The organism is Acinetobacter sp. YH12064 (assembly GCF_013419735.1).
GTDB lineage: Bacteria > Pseudomonadota > Gammaproteobacteria > Pseudomonadales > Moraxellaceae > Acinetobacter > Acinetobacter amyesii.
Genome location: NZ_VOZP01000009.1, coordinates 1 through 24,939, shown reverse-complemented (window position 1 = coordinate 24,939; position 24,939 = coordinate 1). Strand labels below are relative to the sequence as shown.

At 41.1% G+C, this 24,939-nt stretch carries 22 protein-coding genes, 1 tRNA gene and 1 pseudogene; 6 read left to right on the top strand and 18 right to left on the bottom strand.

What is annotated here, in order from left to right; all coding sequences use genetic code 11:
• Nucleotides 1–152 precede the first annotated feature (152 nt).
• From FTU13_RS10555 to FTU13_RS10535, 5 genes are all read left to right on the top strand, one after another.
• Nucleotides 153–401 (top strand): glycine zipper domain-containing protein, encoded by a 249-nt coding sequence (locus tag FTU13_RS10555; RefSeq protein WP_218946142.1) that lies wholly within the window; start codon nt 153–155, stop codon nt 399–401.
• A gap of 234 nt (nt 402–635) precedes the next feature.
• The gene (locus FTU13_RS10550; RefSeq protein ID WP_111885834.1) at nt 636–824 is read left to right on the top strand and encodes a hypothetical protein; all 189 of its coding nucleotides are present in this window, start codon (nt 636–638) and stop codon (nt 822–824) included.
• A gap of 351 nt (nt 825–1,175) precedes the next feature.
• Nucleotides 1,176–1,355: a hypothetical protein gene (locus FTU13_RS10545; protein WP_078189814.1), complete on the top strand. Its 180-nt coding sequence runs from the start codon at nt 1,176–1,178 to the stop codon at nt 1,353–1,355.
• An 11-nt stretch (nt 1,356–1,366) separates the two neighbouring features.
• Nucleotides 1,367–2,815 (top strand): hypothetical protein, encoded by a 1,449-nt coding sequence (locus tag FTU13_RS10540; protein ID WP_180128240.1) that lies wholly within the window; start codon nt 1,367–1,369, stop codon nt 2,813–2,815.
• Between the two features lie 149 nt (nt 2,816–2,964).
• Nucleotides 2,965–4,053 carry a hypothetical protein gene (locus tag FTU13_RS10535; RefSeq protein WP_373423840.1) on the top strand — a complete coding sequence of 363 codons (1,089 nt, stop codon included), beginning with the start codon at nt 2,965–2,967 and terminating at the stop codon, nt 4,051–4,053.
• A 68-nt stretch (nt 4,054–4,121) separates the two neighbouring features.
• Here FTU13_RS10535 and FTU13_RS10530 read toward each other — a convergent pair whose 3' ends face one another.
• The 6 genes from FTU13_RS10530 to FTU13_RS10505 form a co-directional block, all read right to left on the bottom strand.
• Nucleotides 4,122–4,397, bottom strand: a complete 276-nt coding sequence (locus FTU13_RS10530) for a hypothetical protein (protein WP_180128238.1) — start codon at nt 4,395–4,397, stop codon at nt 4,122–4,124.
• Between the two features lie 154 nt (nt 4,398–4,551).
• Nucleotides 4,552–6,471: a molecular chaperone HtpG gene (gene htpG / locus FTU13_RS10525; RefSeq protein WP_111885837.1), complete on the bottom strand. Its 1,920-nt coding sequence runs from the start codon at nt 6,469–6,471 to the stop codon at nt 4,552–4,554.
• Nucleotides 6,472–6,588: 117 nt separating this feature from the next.
• Nucleotides 6,589–6,936 (bottom strand): lysozyme inhibitor LprI family protein, encoded by a 348-nt coding sequence (locus FTU13_RS10520; protein WP_078189819.1) that lies wholly within the window; start codon nt 6,934–6,936, stop codon nt 6,589–6,591.
• A 158-nt stretch (nt 6,937–7,094) separates the two neighbouring features.
• A complete protein-coding gene (locus FTU13_RS10515) occupies nt 7,095–7,682 on the bottom strand; it encodes an OmpW family protein (protein ID WP_180128236.1) in 588 nt (195 codons plus the stop codon).
• A 306-nt stretch (nt 7,683–7,988) separates the two neighbouring features.
• A complete protein-coding gene (locus tag FTU13_RS10510) occupies nt 7,989–9,356 on the bottom strand; it encodes a Na+/H+ antiporter family protein (RefSeq protein ID WP_180128234.1) in 1,368 nt (455 codons plus the stop codon).
• A gap of 96 nt (nt 9,357–9,452) precedes the next feature.
• Nucleotides 9,453–10,328 carry an alpha/beta fold hydrolase gene (locus tag FTU13_RS10505; RefSeq protein WP_180128232.1) on the bottom strand — a complete coding sequence of 292 codons (876 nt, stop codon included), beginning with the start codon at nt 10,326–10,328 and terminating at the stop codon, nt 9,453–9,455.
• Between the two features lie 128 nt (nt 10,329–10,456).
• Between FTU13_RS10505 and FTU13_RS10500 the strand changes: the two genes are divergently transcribed.
• Nucleotides 10,457–10,939 carry a DUF4442 domain-containing protein gene (locus FTU13_RS10500; RefSeq protein ID WP_078189823.1) on the top strand — a complete coding sequence of 161 codons (483 nt, stop codon included), beginning with the start codon at nt 10,457–10,459 and terminating at the stop codon, nt 10,937–10,939.
• A 50-nt stretch (nt 10,940–10,989) separates the two neighbouring features.
• On the opposite strand, the gene FTU13_RS10495 is transcribed toward FTU13_RS10500, so the two are convergent.
• The 12 genes and pseudogenes from FTU13_RS10495 to tuf all read right to left on the bottom strand — a co-directional run.
• Nucleotides 10,990–11,346, bottom strand: a complete 357-nt coding sequence (locus FTU13_RS10495) for a DNA transfer protein p32 (RefSeq protein ID WP_078192840.1) — start codon at nt 11,344–11,346, stop codon at nt 10,990–10,992.
• 130 nt (nt 11,347–11,476) lie between these two features.
• Nucleotides 11,477–12,019 carry a hypothetical protein gene (locus FTU13_RS10490; RefSeq protein ID WP_111885842.1) on the bottom strand — a complete coding sequence of 181 codons (543 nt, stop codon included), beginning with the start codon at nt 12,017–12,019 and terminating at the stop codon, nt 11,477–11,479.
• Nucleotides 12,020–12,179: 160 nt separating this feature from the next.
• Nucleotides 12,180–16,379 (bottom strand): DNA-directed RNA polymerase subunit beta', encoded by a 4,200-nt coding sequence (rpoC, locus tag FTU13_RS10485; RefSeq protein WP_180128230.1) that lies wholly within the window; start codon nt 16,377–16,379, stop codon nt 12,180–12,182.
• 141 nt (nt 16,380–16,520) lie between these two features.
• The gene (rpoB, locus tag FTU13_RS10480) at nt 16,521–20,609 is read right to left on the bottom strand and encodes a DNA-directed RNA polymerase subunit beta (RefSeq protein ID WP_180128228.1); all 4,089 of its coding nucleotides are present in this window, start codon (nt 20,607–20,609) and stop codon (nt 16,521–16,523) included.
• A gap of 302 nt (nt 20,610–20,911) precedes the next feature.
• Nucleotides 20,912–21,283 (bottom strand): 50S ribosomal protein L7/L12, encoded by a 372-nt coding sequence (gene rplL, locus FTU13_RS10475; RefSeq protein ID WP_078189828.1) that lies wholly within the window; start codon nt 21,281–21,283, stop codon nt 20,912–20,914.
• Nucleotides 21,284–21,331: 48 nt separating this feature from the next.
• Nucleotides 21,332–21,838 (bottom strand): 50S ribosomal protein L10, encoded by a 507-nt coding sequence (gene rplJ, locus FTU13_RS10470; protein ID WP_111885844.1) that lies wholly within the window; start codon nt 21,836–21,838, stop codon nt 21,332–21,334.
• Between the two features lie 301 nt (nt 21,839–22,139).
• On the bottom strand, nt 22,140–22,835 hold the full coding sequence (gene rplA, locus FTU13_RS10465) for a 50S ribosomal protein L1 (RefSeq protein WP_078189830.1): 696 nt from the start codon (nt 22,833–22,835) through the stop codon (nt 22,140–22,142).
• A 3-nt stretch (nt 22,836–22,838) separates the two neighbouring features.
• Nucleotides 22,839–23,267 carry a 50S ribosomal protein L11 gene (gene rplK / locus FTU13_RS10460; RefSeq protein ID WP_004868049.1) on the bottom strand — a complete coding sequence of 143 codons (429 nt, stop codon included), beginning with the start codon at nt 23,265–23,267 and terminating at the stop codon, nt 22,839–22,841.
• 115 nt (nt 23,268–23,382) lie between these two features.
• Complete coding sequence (gene nusG, locus FTU13_RS10455) at nt 23,383–23,916, bottom strand: transcription termination/antitermination protein NusG (RefSeq protein WP_078189831.1); 534 nt, start codon at nt 23,914–23,916, stop codon at nt 23,383–23,385.
• A gap of 7 nt (nt 23,917–23,923) precedes the next feature.
• On the bottom strand, nt 23,924–24,364 hold the full coding sequence (secE, locus tag FTU13_RS10450) for a preprotein translocase subunit SecE (protein ID WP_078189832.1): 441 nt from the start codon (nt 24,362–24,364) through the stop codon (nt 23,924–23,926).
• 76 nt (nt 24,365–24,440) lie between these two features.
• Nucleotides 24,441–24,516 (bottom strand) — tRNA-Trp (locus FTU13_RS10445).
• Nucleotides 24,517–24,571: 55 nt separating this feature from the next.
• Nucleotides 24,572–24,939, bottom strand: a pseudogene (tuf, locus tag FTU13_RS10440) (elongation factor Tu); the annotation flags it as partial.

Sequence of the window (24,939 nt, the reverse complement as noted above, 5' to 3'; positions counted from 1 at the left end):
CAAAATATTACATGTCTTACACAGGAGTGAATTCCACTTCGACGGATTACAAACTGATCATCATTTATTACATGCTTTCTGTTTAAGCCAAGGCCACTACCGATTAGGCTAAAAGCTTCATTCTTCAAACGATCATGCTCGGGAGTAATGTCATGACTATTGAACCTCAAGCAACTTCTGCTGAAACCGAACTATCTACCAATACAACCCCTCAAACAACCACCAACGAGTCCCAAACAGGGAAGAATAGCTTTCTCTCACGTTTTTCTCCGACCGTCAAAGGTGCTGCGATCGGAGCTGTTGCAGGCAGTATATTGCCTGTTTTTGGTACGATTAGTGGTGCCATTATTGGTGGTATCGCAGGCAAAGTCTATGAAAAGAAATGTGCCAAACATTCATAGATTTTTCATCTATATCTGAGTGATACGCCGCTGTCACTCAGCCACTAAAAACTCTAGAGTAATAACTCTAATAGACTGTTTTATATAAATAAAATTTCATACCGTTTATCTTGCGTTGCCGAATCGATCATTTTTAATTGATTATTTTTTGATATTATTTTCACATAAATTCAAGTGATTGATTTTCTCCCTGACTCAATTTTTGAGTTACTAATGATTGATAGGAATACACAAATGAACGCAATCAAATATGCTATGGCTGTTGCTGTGATGGCGCTTTCTGCAACTGTTTCTGCACAAATCGTTTACGTACCAGATTTTCCAGTAAAAAAAGCTGTAACTGCTGAAACTGCCAATGCAGAGAGCCAAGCTCCAGCTGCTGATACAACTGAAGTTATAACAAACACAGAAAAAAAAGCTTAATTTTTAGCTGATTTTTCCATAAAAAAACCGATGGCTCCCACCATCGGTTTTTTATTTTATGTGCCTTTACTTTGGGCTTTATTCTTTACTTAACATTAAAAATGAACATCTAAAAGCGCTCGATCGCTGATGATGACTTCAAAAAAATTGATCAAACCATACCGCTATATCTTTTGCAAAACCTATCTTTAAGCTAATGATTTGGTATTATTTTTAAACAAAATGCGCATTAATTGTCATATTTAACGCTTAATTTGTAGAAGCTGACATTTATTTCCATGTTTTTTTTAATGAAATCTCTATAATCAAATGAACTAATCGACTTCTTTATTTTTAAATTTACATTGTCCTATGCAAGAACTTCAGGCACTGATACAAGGAAAAATTTCACCGCAGGTCATCGATATTGAACGCCTGATTGAATTGGCCAATACATATCGAAACCCGAACTCGGCTGAATATAAATTAGTGGAACTTGCAACCAATATTGTATTGGCTAAATATTTAGAAAAAGCACAAAAAGTCCTTTAGGAAGCGGACAAATGAATCTACAAGAGAAAGTACAATTAATAAAAGAAATCCATGTACTGACCCATCAACTTGAACATCGTGCTTTGAGTTTTTATGAAACTGCGCTTTCTAAACGTCGGATTCATGAAATTTTTGCCTTATGTGACGAACCGATTTTTCAAAAGCAAATATTAAGTTATCGCGCATTAACTGAACCACAGATGGCTGCCACTGAATTTGCCAAACAGACGCCATATTCATGGTTATTTCGTGGCTATTTTAACCATGACGCTGCACTCGAAAGTGCTTTATATCAATATCCTGAGATGGGTTGGGCCTTGCTGCATGACCATGAGTTAGGTTGGCAAGTATGGATGATTCCAGCCAAACAGCGTACGGCATTACTCAGTGAATGGGGCAATTTTAGCGAATGCTATGATTGGTTAATTGACCAACAACAGCTATATAAATGTTTAATCAGTGATACTGATCTACGTCTACATGCCGTACGCCTAAAAGAAGAAGTCAGCACAGCACCAAACACTGTTGCAGCAAGTGTGGATGCCCTACTGCCGATTGAAACGATAAATAATGACGTATCTGTCGATCCAGATCATCGCGATAAGCAAATTGATGAAGCGGATCTATTGCTCGATAACTCAAATACAAATAAACCGAAGCCTTCTGCACCTGATACCGCTCCTCTTGTTCTAATTGAGCAGCCAACACATGCGCCATCAGAGGAACATCTCAACTCGACAGCGGCAGTCGTTGAACTTCCTGAACAGATTCAAATCGCTCAATACACCGCTCGTGTTCAAACGTTGCAAAACATCGATGCGCAATTGGCCTTGTATGAATTGCAGTTTATAGATCAGCCTGAACTCACAACACAGCTTGATGTTCTATTGCATACGACAGATGGTACAGATTGGAAAAACCAGCCGCTGTATTTAGCAGAGCAAATCAATACCGAAGGTCGCTTCATCAAATATCTCTTGTTGTTTGGTGCGCAAACACAGATGGAAGCCATTCGACTCTCCCAACTGTTTTGCCAACAACATCAACATGAACTTGCCGCGATTAAAGTCATGACATGGGACAACCTAGAGCAACTTTGTGCTGCACCTGATCAGCTCTATCAGCAGTCTCAGCAGGCTGAAATGATTTGGTCGCAAAACGACTATTACCCCTTTATCCCGGCACAGTTAGTTAATACGCAAAAATTCATTCATTTTGATGAACCTGAACCGACGCTACATACCCCGCTGTTATTATTACAAGAACGTCAAAAATTACGTTTAATCCACGGTCAAAAACGCATGGCACTCTTGCGTACCGAACAAGCCCTTCCTTATTTGATCCTCCATCGACAGCAAGGTTTAAATTGGCAAAGCATCCAAAATGTGATCCAACAATTGCCTCAACCCATTGATGTGATTTCGCTTTATCAAGCACTTAAGCAAATGACCGAAGATTAATTGCATTTATTTTGTAGTTTGGCTTGCATTTATCCGATAAAAATAACAAAACTACAGATGCAGGATACTCAGATGATAATTAAATAGAGCCAAAACATATGCATAAAAAACAACAGTACTTTATTCGGACTTTGCTTTTTTCCGCATCAATGAGCTTGATGTATCAAGTTGCTTGGGCCAATGAAACTGAGGGGCTACATTCGCAGGATGTGCCTGCAACCGAGCAAAGTTCATCGTATATCATGCCAAAGACCTATGATTTTTTAGATCAAATTCCACGTTGGATTGATGCAACACCGACCTTCTTACCTGAACAATCAGATCACCCCATTGTTCCGACAACAGAACAAACGGAAAATAATAGCTGGACCGATCGACAACAGAAGAAAGTCCGAAATTGGGCAGATCGAACGGCCGTTCGTATGGATAATTGGTTTGGGAAAAGTGAGCCAGATAAACCAGCCAATGCAACCCTACGGGTGATTTTAGATAACAGTTGGAATAAGCACGATGAATACGAAATCAAGCCACGTATTCGCGGTAAAATTAAGCTTCCCACTTTAGAAAAAAAATTGAGTGTGGTCTTTGGTGATGACTCACTTGATAATGAATTAGAAAATAATGCTGCAATTACCAATGAAAACCCTGCGGGGCGTAGTGATAAAAATTATGACAATAAGCAAACCCGTGAAGATAACAGTTCGCTCGCGTTACGTTGGTCAGAAATTTCAGATCGACTGCCCTTCGAAACTGACGTTGATCTAGGTTTACGTTCTGGTGATGACCTATATGTCCGCTTAAAAGCAGCTAAAAAATGGCAACTCGACAATGATTACAGTTTTTTAGCCGAACAAATTTATCGTTATGGTATCGATAGTGAAAATTATCTAAGAACCAATTTAGAATTAACCCATGCTCGTCCAGGCCAACCCTTTATCTCAAACCAATTCAACCTGACCTATGCAGATGCACAGGATGATGATCTGAAATGGGATAACTTCAGTTACCGCCAACACCAATTTTTTAAAGGTAACCGATTCAACTACGGCCTATATACAGGTGGTTTTTACAATAACGATCAACTGCGTTTAAACAGTTGGGGACCCTATGTATCATGGCGACAGCCCTTTCTGCGCGAATGGTTTTATATCCAAGGTGATCTCAACTACCTCAACAACCATCGTGACGATAAAAGCCACTTTGTGGGCGCTTTAGTGCGCCTTGAAGCCTTGTTCTAGAACCCTCTATTTCACAGCGAATAAAAAGCCCATTTCAACAGGATGGGCTTTTTTTAAATAACTCAGCTTCAATTTTTCTTAATCACACGTACACGATCATTACGTACAATACTCGGCTGTTTTTCAGCGACTTTTTTCACTTTAGGAAAACTATACTGAACACGATCATTTCGCATCACACGGCGACTATCTACAAAAGGATTGATATCATATGGTGCGATCTGTTTTGAAACCTGCACAGGGTCATTACGCACCATTTTTTTCTTAGAGCTGTCTGCCTGAGCAGATTGCATGAGGCCCATAGACAGCAGCGAGCCCATTACAGCGATCACTAAAATTTTCATCTTAAGATTCCCAATACTTAACGATCGCTATTATAGATTAATTATTTATTTTTAATTTATATTAAAGATTAAAACATGGACGTTTTTATTCATGTGCTCTATCGAAAAACCAAATAAAAAAACCTCCCGAAGGAGGTTCATTTCATATCTACCGTTACTTCAGCAATAAGCTGTTAATCCGTTTGATGTATTGGGCAGGATCTTCGGGTAAACCGCCTTCAGCAATCAACGCTTGATCGAAGATCACATTCGCCAAATCATCAAATTGCGCTGAACCTTCTAATTTTTGTACCAACGGATGGGATGGATTGATTTCCAAGACTGGTTTTGACTCGGGAACCGCTTGTCCTGCTTGTTTTAGCATACGGACCAGTTGCGGTGATAACTCACCCTCAGCCACCACCAAACACGCAGGAGAGTCCACTAAACGTGTTGTTACACGCACTTCAGAGGTCTTATCTTTTAACGCATCCGACAGTTTTTCAACAACAGGTTTAAACTGCTCAGCAGCTTCCTCAAGTGCTTTCTTCTCTTCAGCATCTTGTAGATCACCCAAATCAACTGCACCTTTTGATACATTCTGTAATGGTGTTCCATCAAACTCAAAAACAAATTCCATCGCCCACTCATCCACTCGTTCAGTCATGAGCAGCACTTCGATACCTTTTTTCTTGAACAATTCAAGTTGTGGTGAGTTTTTCGCAGCATTTAAACTATCAGCAGTCACATAGTAAATTGCCTTTTGGCCTTCTTTCATATTGGCTTTATAGTCTGCAAATGATGTTTTCACTTCATCATTATTTGACGAAGCAAAGCGTAATAATTTTAGAATACGCTCACGATTCGCCATGTCTTCGCCTAAGCCTTCTTTTAAGACTGAACCAAACTCAGCGTAGAATTTTGCAAACTTCTCTTGATCAGCAACATCTTCAGATTTCGCCAAACCATCTAGCACTGTTAAAATACGGCGGGCGTTACCTTCACGAATCGTTTTAACGTCGCGACTTTCTTGTAATAATTCACGGCTTACATTAAGTGGTAAGTCTGCGCTATCCACCACACCTTGAACAAAACGTAAATAATTTGGAATCAAATTATCCGCATCATCCATGATAAATACACGTTTCACATACAGCTTAATTCCTGCTTTAGCTTCACGTGTGAAAATATTGCTTGGTGCGCGAGATGGAATATAAAGTAACTGTGTATATTCCGTACTTCCCTCTACACGGTTGTGTGTCCATGCAAGCGGGGCTTCAAAATCATGGCTCAGGTTTTTATAAAACTCAGTATATTGTTCTTCACTGATCTCATTTTTATTACGCGTCCATAATGCACTTGCTGAGTTAATCGCTTCCCACTCATCCGTCAGTACATATTGACCAGGTTTTGCTTCTTCGCCTTCGGCAGCTTCCTCTTGTTGCCAAACTTCTTTCTGCATCTCAATTGGCAAACTAATATGATCAGAGTATTTATTAATAATCTGCTTAACTTTGTAACGATCTAAATAATCTAAAGCATCCTCGCGTAAATGCAAAATGATGTCGGTTCCACGTGAAGCCTTATCAATTGGCTCTACATCAAACTCACCTGTACCATTACTAACCCAACGTACCCCTTCAGCGGCATTTACCCCAGCACGACGTGATTCCACTGTAATTTTTTCAGCAACAATAAAACCTGAATAGAAGCCCACACCAAATTGACCAATCAATTGTGCATCTGACTTTTGATCACCCGTAAGCTTCGACATAAAATCTTTAGTGCCAGACTTAGCAATCGTACCCAAATGATCAATCGCTTCTTGTTGTGTCATACCAATACCATTATCCGAAATGGTAATTGTCTTCTGCTCTTTATTTAAATGAATACGCACATGTAAATCTGGATCATTTTCATAATATTCAGGATGGTTAATGCCTTCAAAACGTAATTTATCGCAGGCATCAGATGCGTTTGATACCAACTCACGAAGGAAAATTTCAGGATTTGAATATAAAGAATGTGTTACTAAATGCAGTAACTGAGCCACTTCCGCTTGGAAGCTGTGTTTTTGAGATTGTTGTTCGCTCATCAGTCTCTCCGTCCATACTGAGTAAAATTATCAATTGCCTATATGAATGGAGGGACTTCACTATTTTTCAATAGTGTGAATGGAAAATTTTTATTCTGTCACACTAAATTTTAAGGTTTAAAAAGGTCCTTGTTTATAAACGCGGTCCATGTAGAGATCCAGTTTTTGCTGCCGCATTTTATATACATCACTTAAACAACTGACATTGTCACGGCACTGATCGCGTAGTTGTAGCCATTTTATTTGTTGATCTTGAATTGCACCACGTGTCCCCATGGGAACTAAATGACGGATAATCGTATAGGTCGTGGCCATTTTGACATCGGCATCATTAATACTACGGTTATCACAAACCGCATGTTCGGTAATGGTTTTCGCCTTTTTACAATCAAAACTTGCGGCATAACTTGTCGAAATAAAATAAGCACTGCCCAAGACCAGCATACCCTGAATAATTTTTTTCATCGTCTTTTCTCTTCATCCAACTTGCTGATTTATCTCGACTCTAACAGTTCTACCTAAATTTTCTATTGCCTATTTGTTCAATTCGATCAACTGATGAATGGAATATGCTGCATAAAAAAAACCCTGCCTAATGGCAGGGTTTTAAAATTAGCTACAGCTTAGAATTTGTAGCTATAACCAATTGTATACACCATAGGATCGATATCTAAATCGAATTTACCGCCACCTAATTCATCAATTAAAGTCACTTCAGGGCTTAATTGAGCATAGCGAGCATCGAAGTATACACCCCAGTTTTTCGCATCAGCTGGTTGGTAATTAAAGCCGACTTGACCTGCAAAACCAAAATCTTCTTTTACATTTTTAGCCGCGCCAGATTCATCCCAAGCAACAAATGCTGTACCACCTACACCAATATATGGTGTAAAGCGTGTTGAATTTTTAAAGTTATATTTTGCAGTAATTGTCGGTGGAAGATGCTTAATTTTAGCAGCTTTATTACCATCCAAAAGTACATCATGACCAATTGGAGTAGCTAAAAGTAATTCAGCTGAAATGTTGTCATTAAAGAAATATTCAACCGATGGTGTAAATGCTAACTCATCATCCGCTTTTACTGTACCTAATGCGGTTTCAGTGTCACCTGTTGGAGAAATTACAGAACCACCAACTTTAACCTGCCATTGACCAGCCATCGCTGAAGCAGACATACCCAATAATGCAATAAGAGCAGCTTGTTTTAACATTTTTAAGCAACCTTCTAGAATGAATAATTAATATTAAACATTAGTATTAAAATTATGCAATAACATTATTTAATAATTTATTACACTATTATATAAGTTATTATTAATTAACTATATTTATTTTAATCAAAGTATAAAGGTTGGTTTTATTTATCAACCATTATAATTAACTTAATATTTAAAATATACCAACCATTTTAATCAGAATTAATCAATTTAATGATTTTAAACCAACTAAATTCATCAGGTTTAAATAATAAAAAAGGCGATTATATAATCGCCTTTTTATTTATCTTTGAAAATTTTTTAGAGTACCATTGCGGCAATCCAACCAAAGATCATTAATGGAATATTGTAGTGAATGAAGGTCGGGACCACACTGTCTTTCATGTGGTCATGCTGACCATCCATATTAAGGCCTGATGTTGGGCCTAAAGTTGAGTCTGATGCCGGAGAACCTGCATCTCCTAAAGCTGCTGCTGTACCAATAATTGCAATCGTTGCCGCTGGGCTAAAACCAAATTGAATACAAAGTGGTACATAAATAATGGCCAAAATTGGGATTGTTGAGAATGAAGAACCAATACCTAAGGTAATTAATAGCCCTATCAATAGCATCCAAAATGCCGCTAAACCTTGGCTGTTTCCAATCCATTCAACTGAAGCTTGTACTAGTGTTGGTACTTGATTCGTAGCCTCAATCACAGATGCAAAGCCTTGCGCAGAAATCATAATGAAACCCACAAGTGCCATCATGCGCATACCACTGATAATGACATCGTCGGCTTCTTTCCACTTAAAGATACCTGCACAGCTTAAGATCGCAACACCAACCAGACCCGCCAAAATCATCGACTCAGATATGACTTGAACAGAAAGCGTAGCAACCACTGCAACCGCAGCCATGATCAAAGTAAATTTAGCGACTTGTGGTTTACCATTTTCATCTGCTTTTACATCAGATGAGATGGTGTGCTGTGATTCCTTAACCTGAACGTCAGCATACTCTCGTGGTTTACGGTAGCTATAAAAAACAGCAATTAATAAGCCAACAAACATCCCAAATACTGGAATTGCCATAGCAGTTGGAATTTGATCATAGCTGATGTTGAAACCGTATGGCTTACCAAAGGTATTGATGTTTTGACCTAAAATATCATTAAGGAAAATAGCACCAAAACCAAAAGGTATCAGCATATAAGTCGCCACAAGACCAAAAGTCAGAACACAAGCAATCAAACGACGGTCAAGTTTTAAATGATTAAATACGCTGAGTAATGGTGGAATTAATACTGGAATAAACGCAATGTGCACTGGAATCACGTTTTGTGAACATACGGCGGCTAAAGCGATAGTAGCGAAAATTACGTATTTCACGCGATTCTGGGCTTTTACATTACTGTTACCTTTGAGTTTGGTAATGAGTTGATAAGCCAGTAAATCTGGCAAACCTGAACGCGCAAGTGCCAAAGCAAATGCCCCCAACACGCCATAAGCAAGTGCGATTTGAGCACCGTTGCCTAAGCCACTATTAAACGCTTCGATGGTGCCATGAATACCAAGACCAGCTAACAAGCCACCTGTTACTGCACCAATGATCAGCGCAAATACAACAGGCACGCGTGCCAGCGACAGTCCAAACATGACTGTAATTGCGGCAAGAATAGCAAACATAAGAAAAAAGGGAGTCTGACAAAAAACCGTATTTTATCAGAATTTGCTCGCTATTTAGCCCCCTATCGATGAAACTGCCACTGTTGAACGATTTACTTAAAGCTGCTGTGATTGCGCAAATTGAGCGATGTAACTTGCAATTTTTTCGGGTTGGCTCAGCACGGCCCAATGATTGGCATTGACTTCAACTACAGATAAATCTTCAACCCAATTAGGTAATTCTTTAATGTAATCTGGACTGACAAAATTATCATGTTTCAACACAATCGCTTGTACAGGACAGACCGCATGACGTTGTCTAGGCTGAGTTAAGCGGGGAATAAAATTAGCACGGTAAAGCGCAATACCGTGTTTACCATCATGCTGAATATTATGATTCAAAGGCAATTCTTGAGTACGTTCTAAATCATTCACAATTTTTCCCCAACGTTCAGCATTCAAAAAATGCCACGCGGTCGGTGCCAAAAATGGTAATTGGAATACCCCGATGTACCATGACTTACTTAATAATTTGAGTAATTTTTTCTGCTGATGCTTGAAGCTATTTCTGAGCAAAAATGCCGCATGATCCAAACATGGCCCAGAAATAGTTGAATAAGACATAATACGTGAGCGAAATTTTGGCTCAGTCACCGATTCCCAAGATTGGATAGAGCCCCAATCATGCGCGGCCAAATGAAAACTACGCTCGCCTAATACCGCTTGCGTCACACTATCTAAATCAAGTGAAAGTTGTTCTAAACGGTAATCTCGTACTTTACGGGGCACAGAGGACTGCCCTGCACCTCGCACGTCATAGGTGACGATATAAAATTCATTGATAAGATGTTCAATAACCGGTTCCCATACTTCCTGATTATCAGGATAACCATGAACCAAAACCAATGCCGGCTTAGTTTCATCACCCCATGTCTTCACATAGAGCCGTTGTTGATCTGTGGTATTCACCCATTGCGTATTTAGTGGTTGCATTCTTCTAGTCCTTTTATCGATTCCATCGAATTGACGTTTTATTTGTGAACATGGGCAATGTGATCAATGCCACAGTTTTGAAACTCATTTAGTATGCAAAGTTCAGCATAAAAAAAAATTGACCCAGTATGAGCATAATCCAGAAAATAATGACAATGCCTATTGTCTCTAAATTCTTACTCAATCATTATGCCCCTTATAAAGGTGCTGGCATTTCGATTGATAAAATTGATCTCGCCAATTATCACATTCGCGTCAAAATGCCATTAACTCGAAAAAATCAAAATATTGTCGGTGTACATTTTGGCGGTAGTCTATATTCAATGGTTGACCCATTTTATATGTTGATTTTGATGCATCACCTTGGCTCACGTTATATCGTGTGGGACAAAGCAGCAAATATCCAATTTTTATCTCCCGGGCGTGGAACGGTATACGCTGACATCCAGCTCGACCCAAATGAAATCAATCATATTAAAAACTTAGCAGATAACCACGCACCTGTTTTACGGAACTATAGCTTAAATATTTTTGATGAAGCAGGCTTACGTATCGCTGAAGTTCAAAAAACCCTATACATTCGTCGCAAGCAACCCCGTCCACGCAAATAAAAAAGGCGCATATCTTTAAGCGCCTTTTCATTCAAATTTATCGGATTGGATTAGCGATTTTGCTCAATTGCAGCACCTGCGCCACCACCGATAGCACCACCAATCGCAGCACCAGTATTACCACCAAAGATACTTTTACCGACTGCAGAACCAATCGCACCACCTACACCACTATATGTGGCATTTCGGTTTGAACCGTTTTGAGTTTTACTACCGACAGCTGCACCAGCACCACCACCAACGGCAGCACCTACACCACCACCGACGTTGTTACCCACACCACCACCAATGGCACCACCTAAAGCTGCAGCACCAATACGCTGTTCATTGGGCGACATACTTTCACAACCAGCAAGCATTAGGGTCGACATCATCGCGACTGCGCATACGCTCATTACTTTTTTCATTGTGATGTTCCTTGTCTTCTTCAATACATATGATTCTAAAACCATTGTATGAAACAATTAAACATAGCTTGTTACGGCTTGGAGCATAAATGCTGCATTTTGTAAAAAACGACGCCTAATCGCTCACGAATCACTCAGGATTTTCATCCAAAATCATCAAATCTTTTGTGGTTTCACCATTTTCAGTCAGCACAGCATGAGAGAGTTTGGCTTTGCTTTCTGGATCTGTTGCCTGATCTAGTTTTAGCGTGCGTTTAATCGGGTCTTGCCCTTTCTTAAACTCTACACCTTCTGCATCAATATTGGTGTTTTGACGAATAATCTGACCGTCCTGCTTCACCGTCGTCTTGGTTTCAATTTTAGAGGTCGGGACGATGACGCCACCACGTTGTAGTACTGGAATCGATAATTTCTTTTCAGAAAAATCACTTTGATGATCTGAAAGTTCAATTTCACGTGCCACGATATCCTGACCTTTATTGGTCATTTCTAACACTGTTGCAGTCACTTGGCGTACAGGTTCTTGACCTGCAACACGGCGAATCACTTCTGTTTTTAGTACTGGAACTACAGCTTTATCTTCTACCACAATCGAATTGGGCATAGGTGCAGCAATCGCTGTCAATGAGCTGAATAATGCAGAAACTGCGAATAATTGCTGTGCGAATTTCATCAAAAGACCCCGTTATGTTTAAGTTTAAAAATCAAGAGATTTGTTATGTTCTATTTTTACTATAGGAAATAATTCAATATTAGGAAAGCTTTAATTTTCAATTCATCCGCATAAAAAAAGCCACCCAAAGGTGGCTTTTTTAGAATGATTTAAGGGCTAATTAAAGACCGTTAAATTCATCGTTAAATGCTTGGCTTAATGCTTGATCTACATCAGAGAAATCATTGTGAAGCTCAAGCTCTGCAGCTTCAGACTCTTGACGACGACGTTCTAAGTGGTAAGCCAAACCTGTACCCGCTGGGATCAGACGACCTACAACTACGTTTTCTTTCAGACCACGTAATTCATCTTCTTTACCTGTTACAGCAGCTTCAGTTAACACACGAGTTGTTTCCTGGAACGATGCAGCAGAAATGAACGAGTCAGTAGAAAGCGACGCTTTGGTAATACCCATCAATTGACGTTCAAACTTCGCTGGGAACTTGTTCTGAGCTGCCACAGCTTGGTTTTCTTGAATAACGCGGATGTATTCCACTTGCTCGCCTTTGATGAAGCTTGTATCACCACCGTCAGTGATTTCAACTTTACGAAGCATTTGACGTACGATCACTTCAATGTGCTTGTCGTTGATTTTTACACCTTGCAGACGGTATACGTCCTGAACTTCGTTCACGATGTAGTTTGTCAGTGCAACTTCGCCTTTCAAACGTAAGATGTCGTGTGGGTTTTGCGGACCATCAGAAATGGTTTCACCACGGTTCACATGCTCGCCTTCGAACACGTTAATCGTACGCCATTTCGGAATTAGCTCTTCGTAAATCTCAGAGCCATCATCCGGAGTAATCACAAGACGGTTCTTACCTTTGGTCTCTTTACCGAAGCTTACGATACCTGAAATTTCAGCAAGGATCGCATGTTCTTTCGGTTTACGTGCTTCGAACAAGTCAGCTACACGCGGTAGACCACCGGTAATATCACGTGTACGTGAAGATTCTTGTGGTACACGACCAATAACGTCACCGACACCAATTGTTTCGCCGTCGCGCACAGTCAGAATCGTGTTTTGTGGTAGGAAGTAGAACTGTTCGCCGCCATCTGTTGTATCCAATACAACAGCTGGACGCATATCTTTACCAGATGCTGGACGTGAAGTTACTGGAAGTACCTCAATAGTCGTCATACCTGTTGCATCATCAGTTTTCGATGTCACAGTTACGCCATCAGCGATTTGGCTGAAACGCACTTTACCTGCAACTTCGGTAACCAATGGATGTGTATGCGGATCCCAAGTCGCTACGATACCGCCAGCTTCCACAGCTTCTCCATCTTTAATGATGATTGAAGCACCGTATGGAATTTTGTAACGTTCGCGTTCACGACCGATGTCATCTGCAATACCGATTTCACCTGAACGTGAAGTTGATACCAAGTGACCTTTAGCGTGTTGTACTGTTTTCACATTGTGGAAACGTACTGTACCTTTGTTACGAACTTGTACGCTGTTAGCAGCAGAAGTTCGGCTCGCAGCACCACCTACGTGGAACGTACGCATTGTTAACTGTGTACCTGGCTCACCAATTGATTGAGCAGCCATTACACCCACAGATTCACCTGGATTCACCAAGTGACCGCGAGCAAGGTCACGACCGTAACATTTCGCACATACACCGAAAGTAGATTCACAGTTTACAACTGAACGTACTTTCACTTCATCGACACCTTGCTCTTCTAAGTAGTTTGCAAGTTTTTCGTCGATTAAAGTATTACGTGGAAGAATCACATCATCCGAACCTGGTTTCTTCGCATCTTCAGCAAGTACACGACCCAATACTCGAGTACCTAAGTTCTCGATGACATCGCCACCTTGAATGAACGGAGTCATTACAAGACCGTCGAAAGTACCACAATCTGGCTCAGTAATTACCAAGTCTTGTGCAACGTCAACCAAACGACGAGTCAAGTAACCTGAGTTCGCAGTTTTCAATGCAGTATCGGCCAAACCTTTACGTGCACCGTGTGTTGAAATGAAGTACTGAAGTACGGTCAAACCTTCACGGAAGTTCGCTTTAATTGGTGTTTCAATGATCGAACCATCTGGTTTCGCCATCAAACCACGCATACCCGCTAACTGACGAATCTGAGCTGCCGAACCACGGGCACCTGAGTCAGACATCATGTAGATCGAGTTGAATGATTTTTGTTTCTCGTCTTCACCCTGTTTGTTTTTAACAGTTGTGAAAGACAAGTTGTCCATCATCGCTTTCGCTACTTGGTCGTTTGTACGCGCCCAAATATCGACAACTTTGTTATAACGTTCGCCGGCAGTTACGAAACCTTGCTCGAATTGTTGTTCAATTTCACGAACTTCAACTTCAGCTTTTTCGATAATTGCTTGTTTTTGTGGCGGAATTAACATGTCTTCCATACCAACAGACACACCTGAGTGAGTCGCTTGACGGAAGCCCAAATACATCAATTGGTCAGCGAAGATAACAGTATCTTTAAGACCTAATTTACGGTAGCAAGAGTTGATCAATTTAGAGATGTTCTTTTTAGTCATCTCAACGTTGATTTGTTGGAAATCCATACCTTCAGGTACAACTTCCCAAAGTAAACAACGACCTGGAGTTGTGTCTACAACAATGGTTTGTTGTTCACGGTTACCATTTTCGTCAATGACAGTTTGGTGTACACGTGCTTTTACGCGAGCGTGTAAATCAACTTGACCTGTTGCAAGTGCACGGTTTACTTCGTCAGTATCCGCAAACACCATGCCTTCACCTTTGGCATTGATCGCATCACGAGTGATGTAGTACAAGCCTAAGACAACGTCCTGAGAAGGTACGATGATTGGCTCACCGTTCGCAGGAGAAAGAATGTTGTTTGTTGACATCATTAACGCACGAGCTTCTAACTGAGCTTCAAGTGTTAATGGTACGTGTACCGCCATTTGGTCACCGTCGAAGTCGGCGTTAAATGCCGCACAAACTAACGGGTGAAGACGGATCGCTTTACCTTCAATCAGGGTTGGTTCAAATGCTTGAAGACCCAAACGGTGAAGTGTAGGCGCACGGTTCAACATCACTGGATGTTGACGAATTACGTGAGCAAGTACGTCCCAAACTTCTGGAGTTTCACGCTCAACCATTTTCTTCGCAGCTTTAATGGTTGTCGCTTGGCCAGATGCTTGTAGTTTCGCAAAAATGAATGGTTTGAATAATTCAAGCGCCATTTTTTTCGGAAGACCACATTGGTGAAGACGTAAAGTCGGACCTACGGTAATTACCGAACGACCAGAGTAATCGACACGTTTACCCAATAAGTTTTGACGGAAACGACCTTGTTTACCTTTGATCATGTCTGCCAAAGATTTAAGAGGACGTTTATTCGAACCAGTAATTGCACGACCACGACGACCGTTATCAAGCAATGCATCAACAGACTCTTGTAACATACGTTTTTCGTTACGTACGATAATGTCTGGTGCTGCAAGGTCTAGTAGACGTTTTAAACGGTTGTTACGGTTAATTACACGACGGTAAAGATCGTTTAAGTCAGAAGTCGCAAAACGACCACCTTCTAGAGGAACCAACGGACGAAGATCAGGTGGAAGTACTGGAAGTACATTCATCACCATCCATTCTGGTTTGTTGTTCGACTCTTTGAACGCTTCCATCAATTTCAGACGTTTAGAAGCTTTTTTAAGCTTCGTTTCTGAAGTTGTATTTGGAATTTCTTCACGAAGACGTGAAATTTCAGCTTCAAGATCGATGTCTTTCAACAAATCTTGAACTGCTTCTGCACCCATTTTCGCAGTGAATTCATCACCGTGTTCTTCTAAAGCAGTGAAGTATTCTTCATCGTTTAGAAGTTGGTATTTCTCAAGTGGAGTCATACCTGGGTCAGTTACAACGTATGATTCGAAATACAATACACGTTCGATATCACGTAAAGTCATGTCTAAAAGCAGACCGATACGGCTAGGAAGTGATTTTAAGAACCAAATATGTGCAACTGGAGAAGCAAGGTCAATATGACCCATACGCTCACGACGTACTTTTGCAGTTGTTACTTCAACGCCACATTTTTCACAAATGACGCCTTTGTATTTCATACGCTTGTATTTACCACACAAGCATTCGTAATCTTTTACTGGACCAAAGATTTTGGCACAGAATAAACCATCACGTTCAGGTTTGAACGTACGATAGTTAATGGTTTCAGGCTTTTTAACTTCACCATGAGACCACGACTTAATCATTTCTGGTGACGCAAGACCAATACGGATGCGATCAAACTCTACAGGAGCATGACCGTCTGAATCCGTCTTTTTGCGCATGATATCGAGCAAGTCTTTCAATTTTTTTCTCCGTGTGTTGTGGAGATTTTCACTCAACAACTGGGTCACAAATATTGTTTTTTTAACTGAGAAATCCCCCTTGCCCCTCTTGATTAAAGAGGTGAGAAGCACTGCTTCGCAAGGGAGATTCAATGGAACTAATTAGTCACCATTTTTCAGTTCAATGTTGATACCTAAAGAACGGATCTCTTTGGTCAATACGTTGAACGATTCAGGCATACCTGGGTCCATGTAATGGTTACCATCTACAATGTTCTTATAGATACGGGTACGACCTTCAACGTCATCCGACTTCACAGTAAGCATTTCTTGAAGTGTATATGCTGCACCGTAAGCTTCGAGTGCCCATACTTCCATCTCACCGAAACGCTGACCACCGAATTGTGCTTTACCACCAAGCGGCTGTTGAGTTACTAGAGAGTAAGAACCAGTAGAACGCGCATGCATCTTGTCGTCAACTAAGTGGTTCAATTTCAACATGTACATGTAACCTACAGTTACTGGACGGTCAAAACGCTCACCTGTACGACCATCATACAATACTGTTTGACCAGTACGTGAAATGCCACCAAGTTCTAACAATTCTTTGATTTGTGATTCTTCAGCACCATCAAATACTGGTGTTGCTAAAGGAACACCTTTACGCAAGTTACCTGAAAGCACCAAGATTTCTTCATCAGTCAAGCTATCAAGATCTTCTTGTTCGCCACCAACTTTGTTGTAAATCTTGTCTAAGAAATCACGAAGCTCAAGTACAGTACGTTGCTCTTTCATCATCTTGTCGATTTGATCGCCAAGACCTTTAGCCGCCATACCTAAGTGAGTTTCAAGAATCTGACCCACGTTCATACGTGATGGTACACCCAATGGGTTAAGTACAACATCAACTGGAACACCGTTTGCATCGTGTGGCATGTCTTCTACAGGTAGGATGTTTGATACAACACCTTTGTTACCGTGACGACCCGCCATTTTATCACCCGGTTGGATGCGACGTTTTACAGCTAGATAAACTTTAACAACTTTTAGTACACCAGTTGTCAGCTCATCACCTGTAGACAATTTACGTTTTTTCTCTGCAAATTTCTCGTCAATTTCAAGGCTCTTCTCTTTCAAGAACACTTGAATTTGAGTTAAACGTTCAGCAATCGCTTCGTCAACTGGTTGGATTTCAATAAGATCAACCAACTCAAGACCAGACAATAACTCTTCAGTTAATTTGTCACCGCGTTTAGTTGTACCGCCACCATTCGATTCTTGACCTTTCAACAAACGAACAATACGTTCACGAGCTGCTTCTTCAAAGATTTTGAATTCTTCTTTCAAATCTTTACGGTAAGCATCTAATTGAGCTTTTTCAATTGCTTGAGCACGTTCGTCTTTTTCAAGACCATCACGTGTAAACACTTGAACGTCAATAACAGTACCTTTAACACCAGAAGATACACGTAAAGATGAATCTTTAACGTCAGCCGCTTTTTCGCCGAAGATTGCACGAAGAAGTTTTTCTTCCGGAGTAAGTTGAGTTTCACCCTTAGGTGTTACTTTACCTACAAGGATATCGCCCGCTGTTACTTCTGCACCGATGTAAACAATACCTGACTCATCAAGTTTAGAAAGTGCTGCTTCACCCACGTTCGGGATATCGGCAGTAATTTCTTCCGCACCCAATTTAGTATCACGTGCTACACATGACAATTCTTGAATGTGGATTGATGTTAAACGATCTTCTTGAAGCACACGCTCAGATAATAAGATCGAGTCTTCATAGTTGTAACCGTTCCAAGTCATGAATGCTACGCGCATGTTTTGACCCAATGCCAATTCACCACCATCTGTAGATGGACCATCAGCTAATACGTCACCACGACCCACTTGATCACCAAGGCTTACAAGCACTTTTTGGTTAATACAAGTGTTTTGGTTAGAACGTGTATATTTGATCAGGTTGTAGATATCTACACCTGCTTCACCCGCGATCATTTCGTCTTCGTTTACACGAATAACAACACGAGACGCGTCGACGAATTCAATACGGCCACCACGTTTCGCAAGAACACATACACCTGAGTCGTGCGCTACGTTTGCTTCCATACCTGTACCAACAAGCGGCTTGTCAGCGATCAACGTAGGTACTGCCTGACGTTGCATGTTTGAACCCATCAATGCACGGTTGGCATCATCGTGTTCAAGGAATGGAATAAGTGATGCAGCAACAGATACAACCTGCTGTGCAGATACGTCCATATGCGTCACTTTTTCAGGAGGCATACGTACGAAATCACCTTGGTGACGTACAGAAACAAATTCTTCTGTTAAATTACCGTCTTTATCTACACCTGAATCGGCCTGTGCAATCACAGTACCTACTTCTTCAATCGCAGAAAGGTATTCAACGTCATCCGTTACACGACCATCAACAACTTTACGGTAAGGCGTTTCTAAGAAACCAAAATCATTCGCTTTCGCATAAACAGAAAGTGAGTTGATCAAACCAATGTTTGGACCTTCAGGAGTCTCAATTGGACATACACGACCGTAGTGAGTTTGATGTACGTCACGTACTTCGAAGCCCGCACGTTCACGAGTCAAACCACCTGGGCCCAATGCTGATACACGACGTTTGTGTGTAATTTCAGACAACGGGTTGTTTTGGTCCATGAACTGAGACAACTGGCTTGAACCAAAGAATTCTTTGATTGCAGCAGCAACTGGTTTCGCATTGATTAAATCTTGCGGAGACAAGTTATCAGTTTCAGCTTGAGATAAACGTTCTTTAACAGCACGTTCAACACGAACTAGACCAACACGGAATTGGTTTTCTGTCATTTCACCAACAGAACGAACACGACGGTTACCCAAGTGATCGATATCGTCGACTTCACCTTTACCGTTACGGATTTCAACTAATGTTTTCAATACATCAGTGATGTCTTCGTTCGAAAGAATACCTTCAACTTCACGAGACTTCTGATCCGTACCCACTTCGTAAGGACGACCCAAACGACGGTTGAACTTCATACGACCTACTGGTGATAAGTCATAACGTTCAGAAGAGAAGAACAAATTGTTGAATAAGTTTTCAGCAGCTTCTTTTGTTGGTGGCTCACCCGGACGCATCACTTTGTAGATTTCTACAAGTGCTTCTTCACGACCAGTTGTAGTATCTGCACGTAAAGAGTCCGCAATGAATGGGCCACGGTCGATGTCATTGGTATAAAGTACGTTGAATTGTTTAACGCCGCCTTCAGCCAATTTCACCATAATTTCATGGCCTAGTACTGTATTTGCAGCAATTACTTCGCCATCACGTAACGTTACATCTTCAGCAACAATACGTTCATATAGGTATTCATCAGGAACAGAAAGTTTTTCAAGACCTGCTGCTTCCATTTGACGAACATGGCGCGCGTTAATACGTTTACCTTGTTCAACAATTGTTTTACCGTCTGTACCCACGATATCAAACTGTGCCATTTCGCCACGTAGACGTTCTGGAACCAAGTCAATTTGATAGCTACCCATATCAAGATATACAGGTACTTTTTCGTAGAACATGTCTAGGATTTGTTCGTTGTTATAACCCAAGGCACGAAGCACAACAGTCGCAAGTAATTTACGACGACGGTCAATACGAACATATACAAGATCTTTTGCATCGAATTCAAAGTCTAACCATGAACCACGGTAAGGAATGATACGAGCAGAATAAAGAACTTTACCGCTAGAGTGAGTTTTGCCTTTATCGTGATCAAAGAATACACCTGGTGAACGGTGTAATTGAGATACGATTACACGCTCAGTACCATTGATCACAAAGGTACCGTTGTCTGTCATAAGTGGCATTTCACCCATGTAGACTTCTTGCTCACGCACATCTTTGATTGTTTTAGTTTCGCGATCTTTAATGATCAGACGAATTTTTACACGCATTGGCGCCGCATAAGTTGAGCCACGAAGAATACATTCGCGCACATCAAATTCAGGCTTACCAAGACTATACTCAACAAATTCTAAAGCAGCATTGCCAGAATAACTTTCAATAGGAAAAACTGAACGAAATGCGGCTTGGAGACCGATATCTTCGCGGTTTTTTGGAGTTTTGCCGTCTTGAAGGAAAGTTCGGTACGAGTCGACTTGAATCGCGAGCAAGTACGGAACATCCATTACCTTGGGCAATTTACCAAAATTCTTACGGATCCGTTTCTTTTCGGTATATGAGTATGCCATCTGGAGTCCTCGGAAAGTAAACTAAGTCCGCCTGCAGAACGAACTTAGAAGGAATTACGCAGGCCGATATGGCCACCACTTTCACAAATGCTGCAATTTTTAGTGGTATTAAAACGCTTAACAATATTTTTTACTGAAAAATATTGGTAAGCGTTTGGTTTTATAAATTATTTTTAATTTGTATGATTTTTATATCATGCAAACAAAAATCGAGCCGATTATTGTAACGCAAAAAGGCTGATGACCCAAGGGCCACCAGCCATTTTTTGGAGCCGATTATAAAAAATCGACTCCCCTTAAGATTACTTAAGTGTAACTGTAGCACCAGCTTCTTCAAGTTTTTTCTTAAGTTCTTCGCCTTCTTCTTTAGAAACGCCTTCTTTAAGAACTGAAGGAGCGCTTTCAACAAGATCTTTAGCTTCTTTAAGACCAAGGCCAGTAGCTTCACGAACTGCTTTAATTACAGCAACTTTGTTAGCACCGAAAGAAGTCAACTCAACGTTGAATTCTGATTGTTCTTCAGCAGCAGCACCAGCAGCGCCAGGAGCAGCAGCAACTGCTACAGCAGCAGCAGATACGTTGAATTTTTCTTCGAAAGCAGAAATAAGTTCAACAAGTTCAAGAACAGTTTTTTCAGCAACTGCGTTTAAGATTTCTTCGTTTGTTAAAGCCATGAGAGTAACTCCAAATGGGTATTGAATGGTGTGTAAATTGATTTAAGCTTAAGCAGCTTCTGACTCGTTTTTCTCTTTGAGCGCAGTAATAAGGCGACCCAATTTCGAAATAGGAGCTTGAAGAACGTTTGCAAGCATAGTAAGCGCTTTCTCTTGGTTTGGAAGGTTCGCGATAACGCTAACTTCAGCACCTTGATAAACCTTACCGTCAAATGCAGCAGCTTTAAGTTCAAATGCTTTATTAGTTTTAGCAAATTCTTCGAACAAACGAGCAGCTGCGCCCATATCGTCTTCAGAAGTTGAGAAAGCTAAGATTGTTGGGCCAACAAGGTTGTCGCTCAAGATATTGAATTGAGTATCTTGAAGAGCACGTTTAGCCAAAGTGTTACGAACTACACGAGTAGCAACACCTAGTTTACGAGCTTCAACACGTAGAGCAGTTAATTGCTCAACAGTTAAACCTTGATAGTCAGCAACAACAGCAGCATACGCAGTAGAAGCAACTTCAGTTACTTCAGCTACGATCTGTTTTTTGCCTTCGATAAGAAGAGCCATTGTAAAACCTCCTAACGGTGATTTATGCACCTATACAGATGCACTCCCAATTCGTTAGCTCATCACTGAACCAACACGCGGAGGAGGAACAAATCACACCACCGCGTCTACTCAGGCTGGGCTATTAAGAAGAAAGCATAAAACTCCCCTCGCCTGAGGTCTTTGACGCTGATAAATCTAAATTTATCAATTCAAAGTTTGCCTGAATCACGCAATATACGACGGAGCGTTTCTTGCGTAATATTTAAAGCGGTGCTTCAAATATTACTCAGGGCTTTAAAATTCTGTAATAAGTCGAAACTTATTTAGAAACGTTTGCCACATCAACAACAAGACCAGGACCCATAGTAGAGCTTAGAGTGATCTTTTGGATGTAAACACCTTTAGAAGTAGCAGGTTTTGCTTTCTTAAGGTCTGCTACAAGAGCTTCAACGTTTGAACGAACAGCTTCAGCAGTGAAACCTACTTGACCGATCGCAGCGTGGATGATACCTGCTTTGTCTACACGGTAACGTGCTTGACCAGCTTTCGCATTTTTAACAGCAGAAGCTACGTCAGGAGTTACAGTACCCACTTTAGGGTTTGGCATTAAGCCACGTGGACCAAGAATCGTACCTAACTTACCAACAACGCGCATTGCATCCGGAGCTGCAATTACTACGTCAAAGTCAAGGTTACCCGCTTGGATGCTTTCAGCAAGATCATCAAAACCAACAACGTCCGCGCCTTCAGCTTTAGCAGCTTCAGCAGCAGCGCCTTGAGCAAACACAGCTACACGTACAGTTTTACCAGTACCTGCAGGAAGTGTAGTCGCGCCACGAACAACTTGGTCAGATTTACGAGGATCAACACCTAGGTTTACAGCAACATCCAAAGATTCTTTGAATTTTACTGCTGGAAGGCCGTTAAGAACTGCAACTGCTTCTTCCAAAGTGTAAACTTTGTTAGCTTCAACAGCAGCAACAATGGCTTTTTGACGTTTAGTTAATTTAGCCATGTCTTATAGCTCCACTTCCAAGCCCATAGAACGCGCAGAACCAGCAATGGTACGTACACGTGCGTCTAAATCAGCACCAGTAAGATCTGGTTCTTTAGTAGTCGCAATTTCTTCTAATTGAGCGCGAGTCAACTTACCAACTTTAGTTTTGTTAGGTACAGCTGAACCCTTTTGGATGCCCGCAGCTTTCTTAAGAAGAATCGCAGCAGGAGGAGTTTTCATGATGAATGTGAACGACTTGTCGTTGTACACAGTGATCACTACTGGAATTGGAAGACCAGCTTCAACTTTTTGTGTCGCAGCATTGAATTCTTTACAGAATGCCATGATGTTAACACCACGTTGACCTAGTGCAGGACCAATCGGTGGAGATGGATTTGCTTTACCAGCTGGAACTTGCAGCTTGATATAGCCGTCAATCTTCTTAGCCATTTCAATTACCTCTGGGTACTAACGCCGCTAGGCTCCCCATACATATAAGTAACGATACCGTTACAACAACAATGCCCGACTCATAACAAATCGGGCGTTTATCAACCAAGTTAAATTAAACCGATTTTTCGACTTGGCGAAATTCCAGCTCAACCTGAGTTGGTCGATTAAATACATTAATCGTCAACGTCAAACGTGACTTATCGTATAGAACTTCTTCCACCACGCCTTTAAAATCGGTGAATGGACCGTCAATTACGAGTAATTCTTCACCTGGTTCAAACATCGTCTTAGGACGAGGTGCTTCGCCAGTATTGCGTACACGTGCAAGAATCGCATCAGCTTCTTTTTGCGTAATTGGTGCAGGCTTTTCTGCAGTACCACCGATGAAACCTAATACTTTTGGACATTCTTTAACAATGTGCCAAGTTTCATCATTCATTTCCATCTCGACTAACACATAGCCAGGAAAGAATTTACGCTCAGATTTACGTTTCTTACCATCCTTCATTTCCACTACTTCTTCAGTAGGGACAAGGACTTCACCAAAGCTATCGGCTACAGCGCTACGCTGGATTCGATCATTAAGTGAGCGTAACACTTGTTTTTCATAGCCTGAATAGGCATGAATAATGTACCAACGTTTCATAGCTCTCTTACCCGATAATAAACTTCATTAACCAGCTCAAAGCATAGTCAAAGCACCATAATAAAATAGATGCCACTAAGACTACCGCAAGTACCTGCCAAGATGTGGTCATGGTCTCTTGCTTGGTTGGCCAAGTCACTCGACGTAACTCAATTCGAGCATCTTTCAACAATCGAACAAAGCCTTTGCCTTGATGGGTGGCGTATAATAAACCTAAAGCCACGATGATACAAGCCAAAATTACCCCAACACGGACCCAAACATCATTCGCTGGTGCCCAGTATGCTGGCAAATGTTGATTCACCATCATAGAACTACCGAGTAAAATCAACGCGATAACCCATAGAACATAGTCTAAAGGGGAACCAGAATTAACAACTTCAGCAGGATTATTTCTTTGAGGAATTGGCGCGTCGCTTAATGCGTCACGCGATTTATCATTCGACATTTTTGTACTCGTCGTAGGATTCGCGACTTATTATATGACCAGTTGAGCCAGCATCAAGCTTCTTTTTAAAAAAATTTGGCAGGCCAGGAGGGACTCGAACCCCCAACATTCGGTTTTGGAGACCGACGCTCTACCAATTGAACTACTGACCTGCAGAGCAAATCGAGAGTCGAAACTCTCGATCTGTACAAAGATAACTGTATTATATTATGCAGTTACTTTAGAAACAACACCCGCACCAACTGTACGGCCACCTTCACGGATTGCAAAGCGTAAGCCAGCGTCCATTGCGATTGGGTGGATTAATTCTACTGACATTTCTACGTTGTCACCAGGCATAACCATTTCAACGCCTTCTTTAAGCGAGATCGCACCAGTTACGTCAGTTGTACGGAAGTAGAACTGTGGACGGTAACCGTTAAGGAATGGAGTATGACGGCCACCTTCGTCTTTAGAAAGTACGTATACTTCTGCGTCGAATTTAGTATGCGGTTTGATTGTACCTGGTTTAGCAAGTACTTGACCACGTTGAACGTCTTCACGTTTAGTACCACGTAGAAGAACACCACAGTTCT

Excerpts from the sequence above, each read along its gene's own strand:
- FTU13_RS10555 (WP_218946142.1), top strand. The coding sequence starts at position 153 with ATGACTATTGAACCTCAAGCAACTTCTGCTGAAACCGAACTATCTACC.
- FTU13_RS10550 (WP_111885834.1), top strand. The coding sequence starts at position 636 with ATGAACGCAATCAAATATGCTATGGCTGTTGCTGTGATGGCGCTTTCT.
- FTU13_RS10545 (WP_078189814.1), top strand. The coding sequence starts at position 1,176 with ATGCAAGAACTTCAGGCACTGATACAAGGAAAAATTTCACCGCAGGTC.
- FTU13_RS10540 (WP_180128240.1), top strand. The coding sequence starts at position 1,367 with ATGAATCTACAAGAGAAAGTACAATTAATAAAAGAAATCCATGTACTG.
- FTU13_RS10535 (WP_373423840.1), top strand. The coding sequence starts at position 2,965 with ATGAGCTTGATGTATCAAGTTGCTTGGGCCAATGAAACTGAGGGGCTA.
- FTU13_RS10530 (WP_180128238.1), bottom strand. The coding sequence starts at position 4,397 with ATGAAAATTTTAGTGATCGCTGTAATGGGCTCGCTGCTGTCTATGGGC.
- htpG (WP_111885837.1), bottom strand. The coding sequence starts at position 6,471 with ATGAGCGAACAACAATCTCAAAAACACAGCTTCCAAGCGGAAGTGGCT.
- FTU13_RS10520 (WP_078189819.1), bottom strand. The coding sequence starts at position 6,936 with ATGAAAAAAATTATTCAGGGTATGCTGGTCTTGGGCAGTGCTTATTTT.
- FTU13_RS10515 (WP_180128236.1), bottom strand. The coding sequence starts at position 7,682 with ATGTTAAAACAAGCTGCTCTTATTGCATTATTGGGTATGTCTGCTTCA.
- FTU13_RS10510 (WP_180128234.1), bottom strand. The coding sequence starts at position 9,356 with ATGTTTGCTATTCTTGCCGCAATTACAGTCATGTTTGGACTGTCGCTG.
- FTU13_RS10505 (WP_180128232.1), bottom strand. The coding sequence starts at position 10,328 with ATGCAACCACTAAATACGCAATGGGTGAATACCACAGATCAACAACGG.
- FTU13_RS10500 (WP_078189823.1), top strand. The coding sequence starts at position 10,457 with ATGAGCATAATCCAGAAAATAATGACAATGCCTATTGTCTCTAAATTC.
- FTU13_RS10495 (WP_078192840.1), bottom strand. The coding sequence starts at position 11,346 with ATGAAAAAAGTAATGAGCGTATGCGCAGTCGCGATGATGTCGACCCTA.
- FTU13_RS10490 (WP_111885842.1), bottom strand. The coding sequence starts at position 12,019 with ATGAAATTCGCACAGCAATTATTCGCAGTTTCTGCATTATTCAGCTCA.
- rpoB (WP_180128228.1), bottom strand. The coding sequence starts at position 20,609 with ATGGCATACTCATATACCGAAAAGAAACGGATCCGTAAGAATTTTGGT.
- rplL (WP_078189828.1), bottom strand. The coding sequence starts at position 21,283 with ATGGCTTTAACAAACGAAGAAATCTTAAACGCAGTTGCTGAAAAAACT.
- rplJ (WP_111885844.1), bottom strand. The coding sequence starts at position 21,838 with ATGGCTCTTCTTATCGAAGGCAAAAAACAGATCGTAGCTGAAGTAACT.
- rplA (WP_078189830.1), bottom strand. The coding sequence starts at position 22,835 with ATGGCTAAATTAACTAAACGTCAAAAAGCCATTGTTGCTGCTGTTGAA.
- rplK (WP_004868049.1), bottom strand. The coding sequence starts at position 23,267 with ATGGCTAAGAAGATTGACGGCTATATCAAGCTGCAAGTTCCAGCTGGT.
- nusG (WP_078189831.1), bottom strand. The coding sequence starts at position 23,916 with ATGAAACGTTGGTACATTATTCATGCCTATTCAGGCTATGAAAAACAA.
- secE (WP_078189832.1), bottom strand. The coding sequence starts at position 24,364 with ATGTCGAATGATAAATCGCGTGACGCATTAAGCGACGCGCCAATTCCT.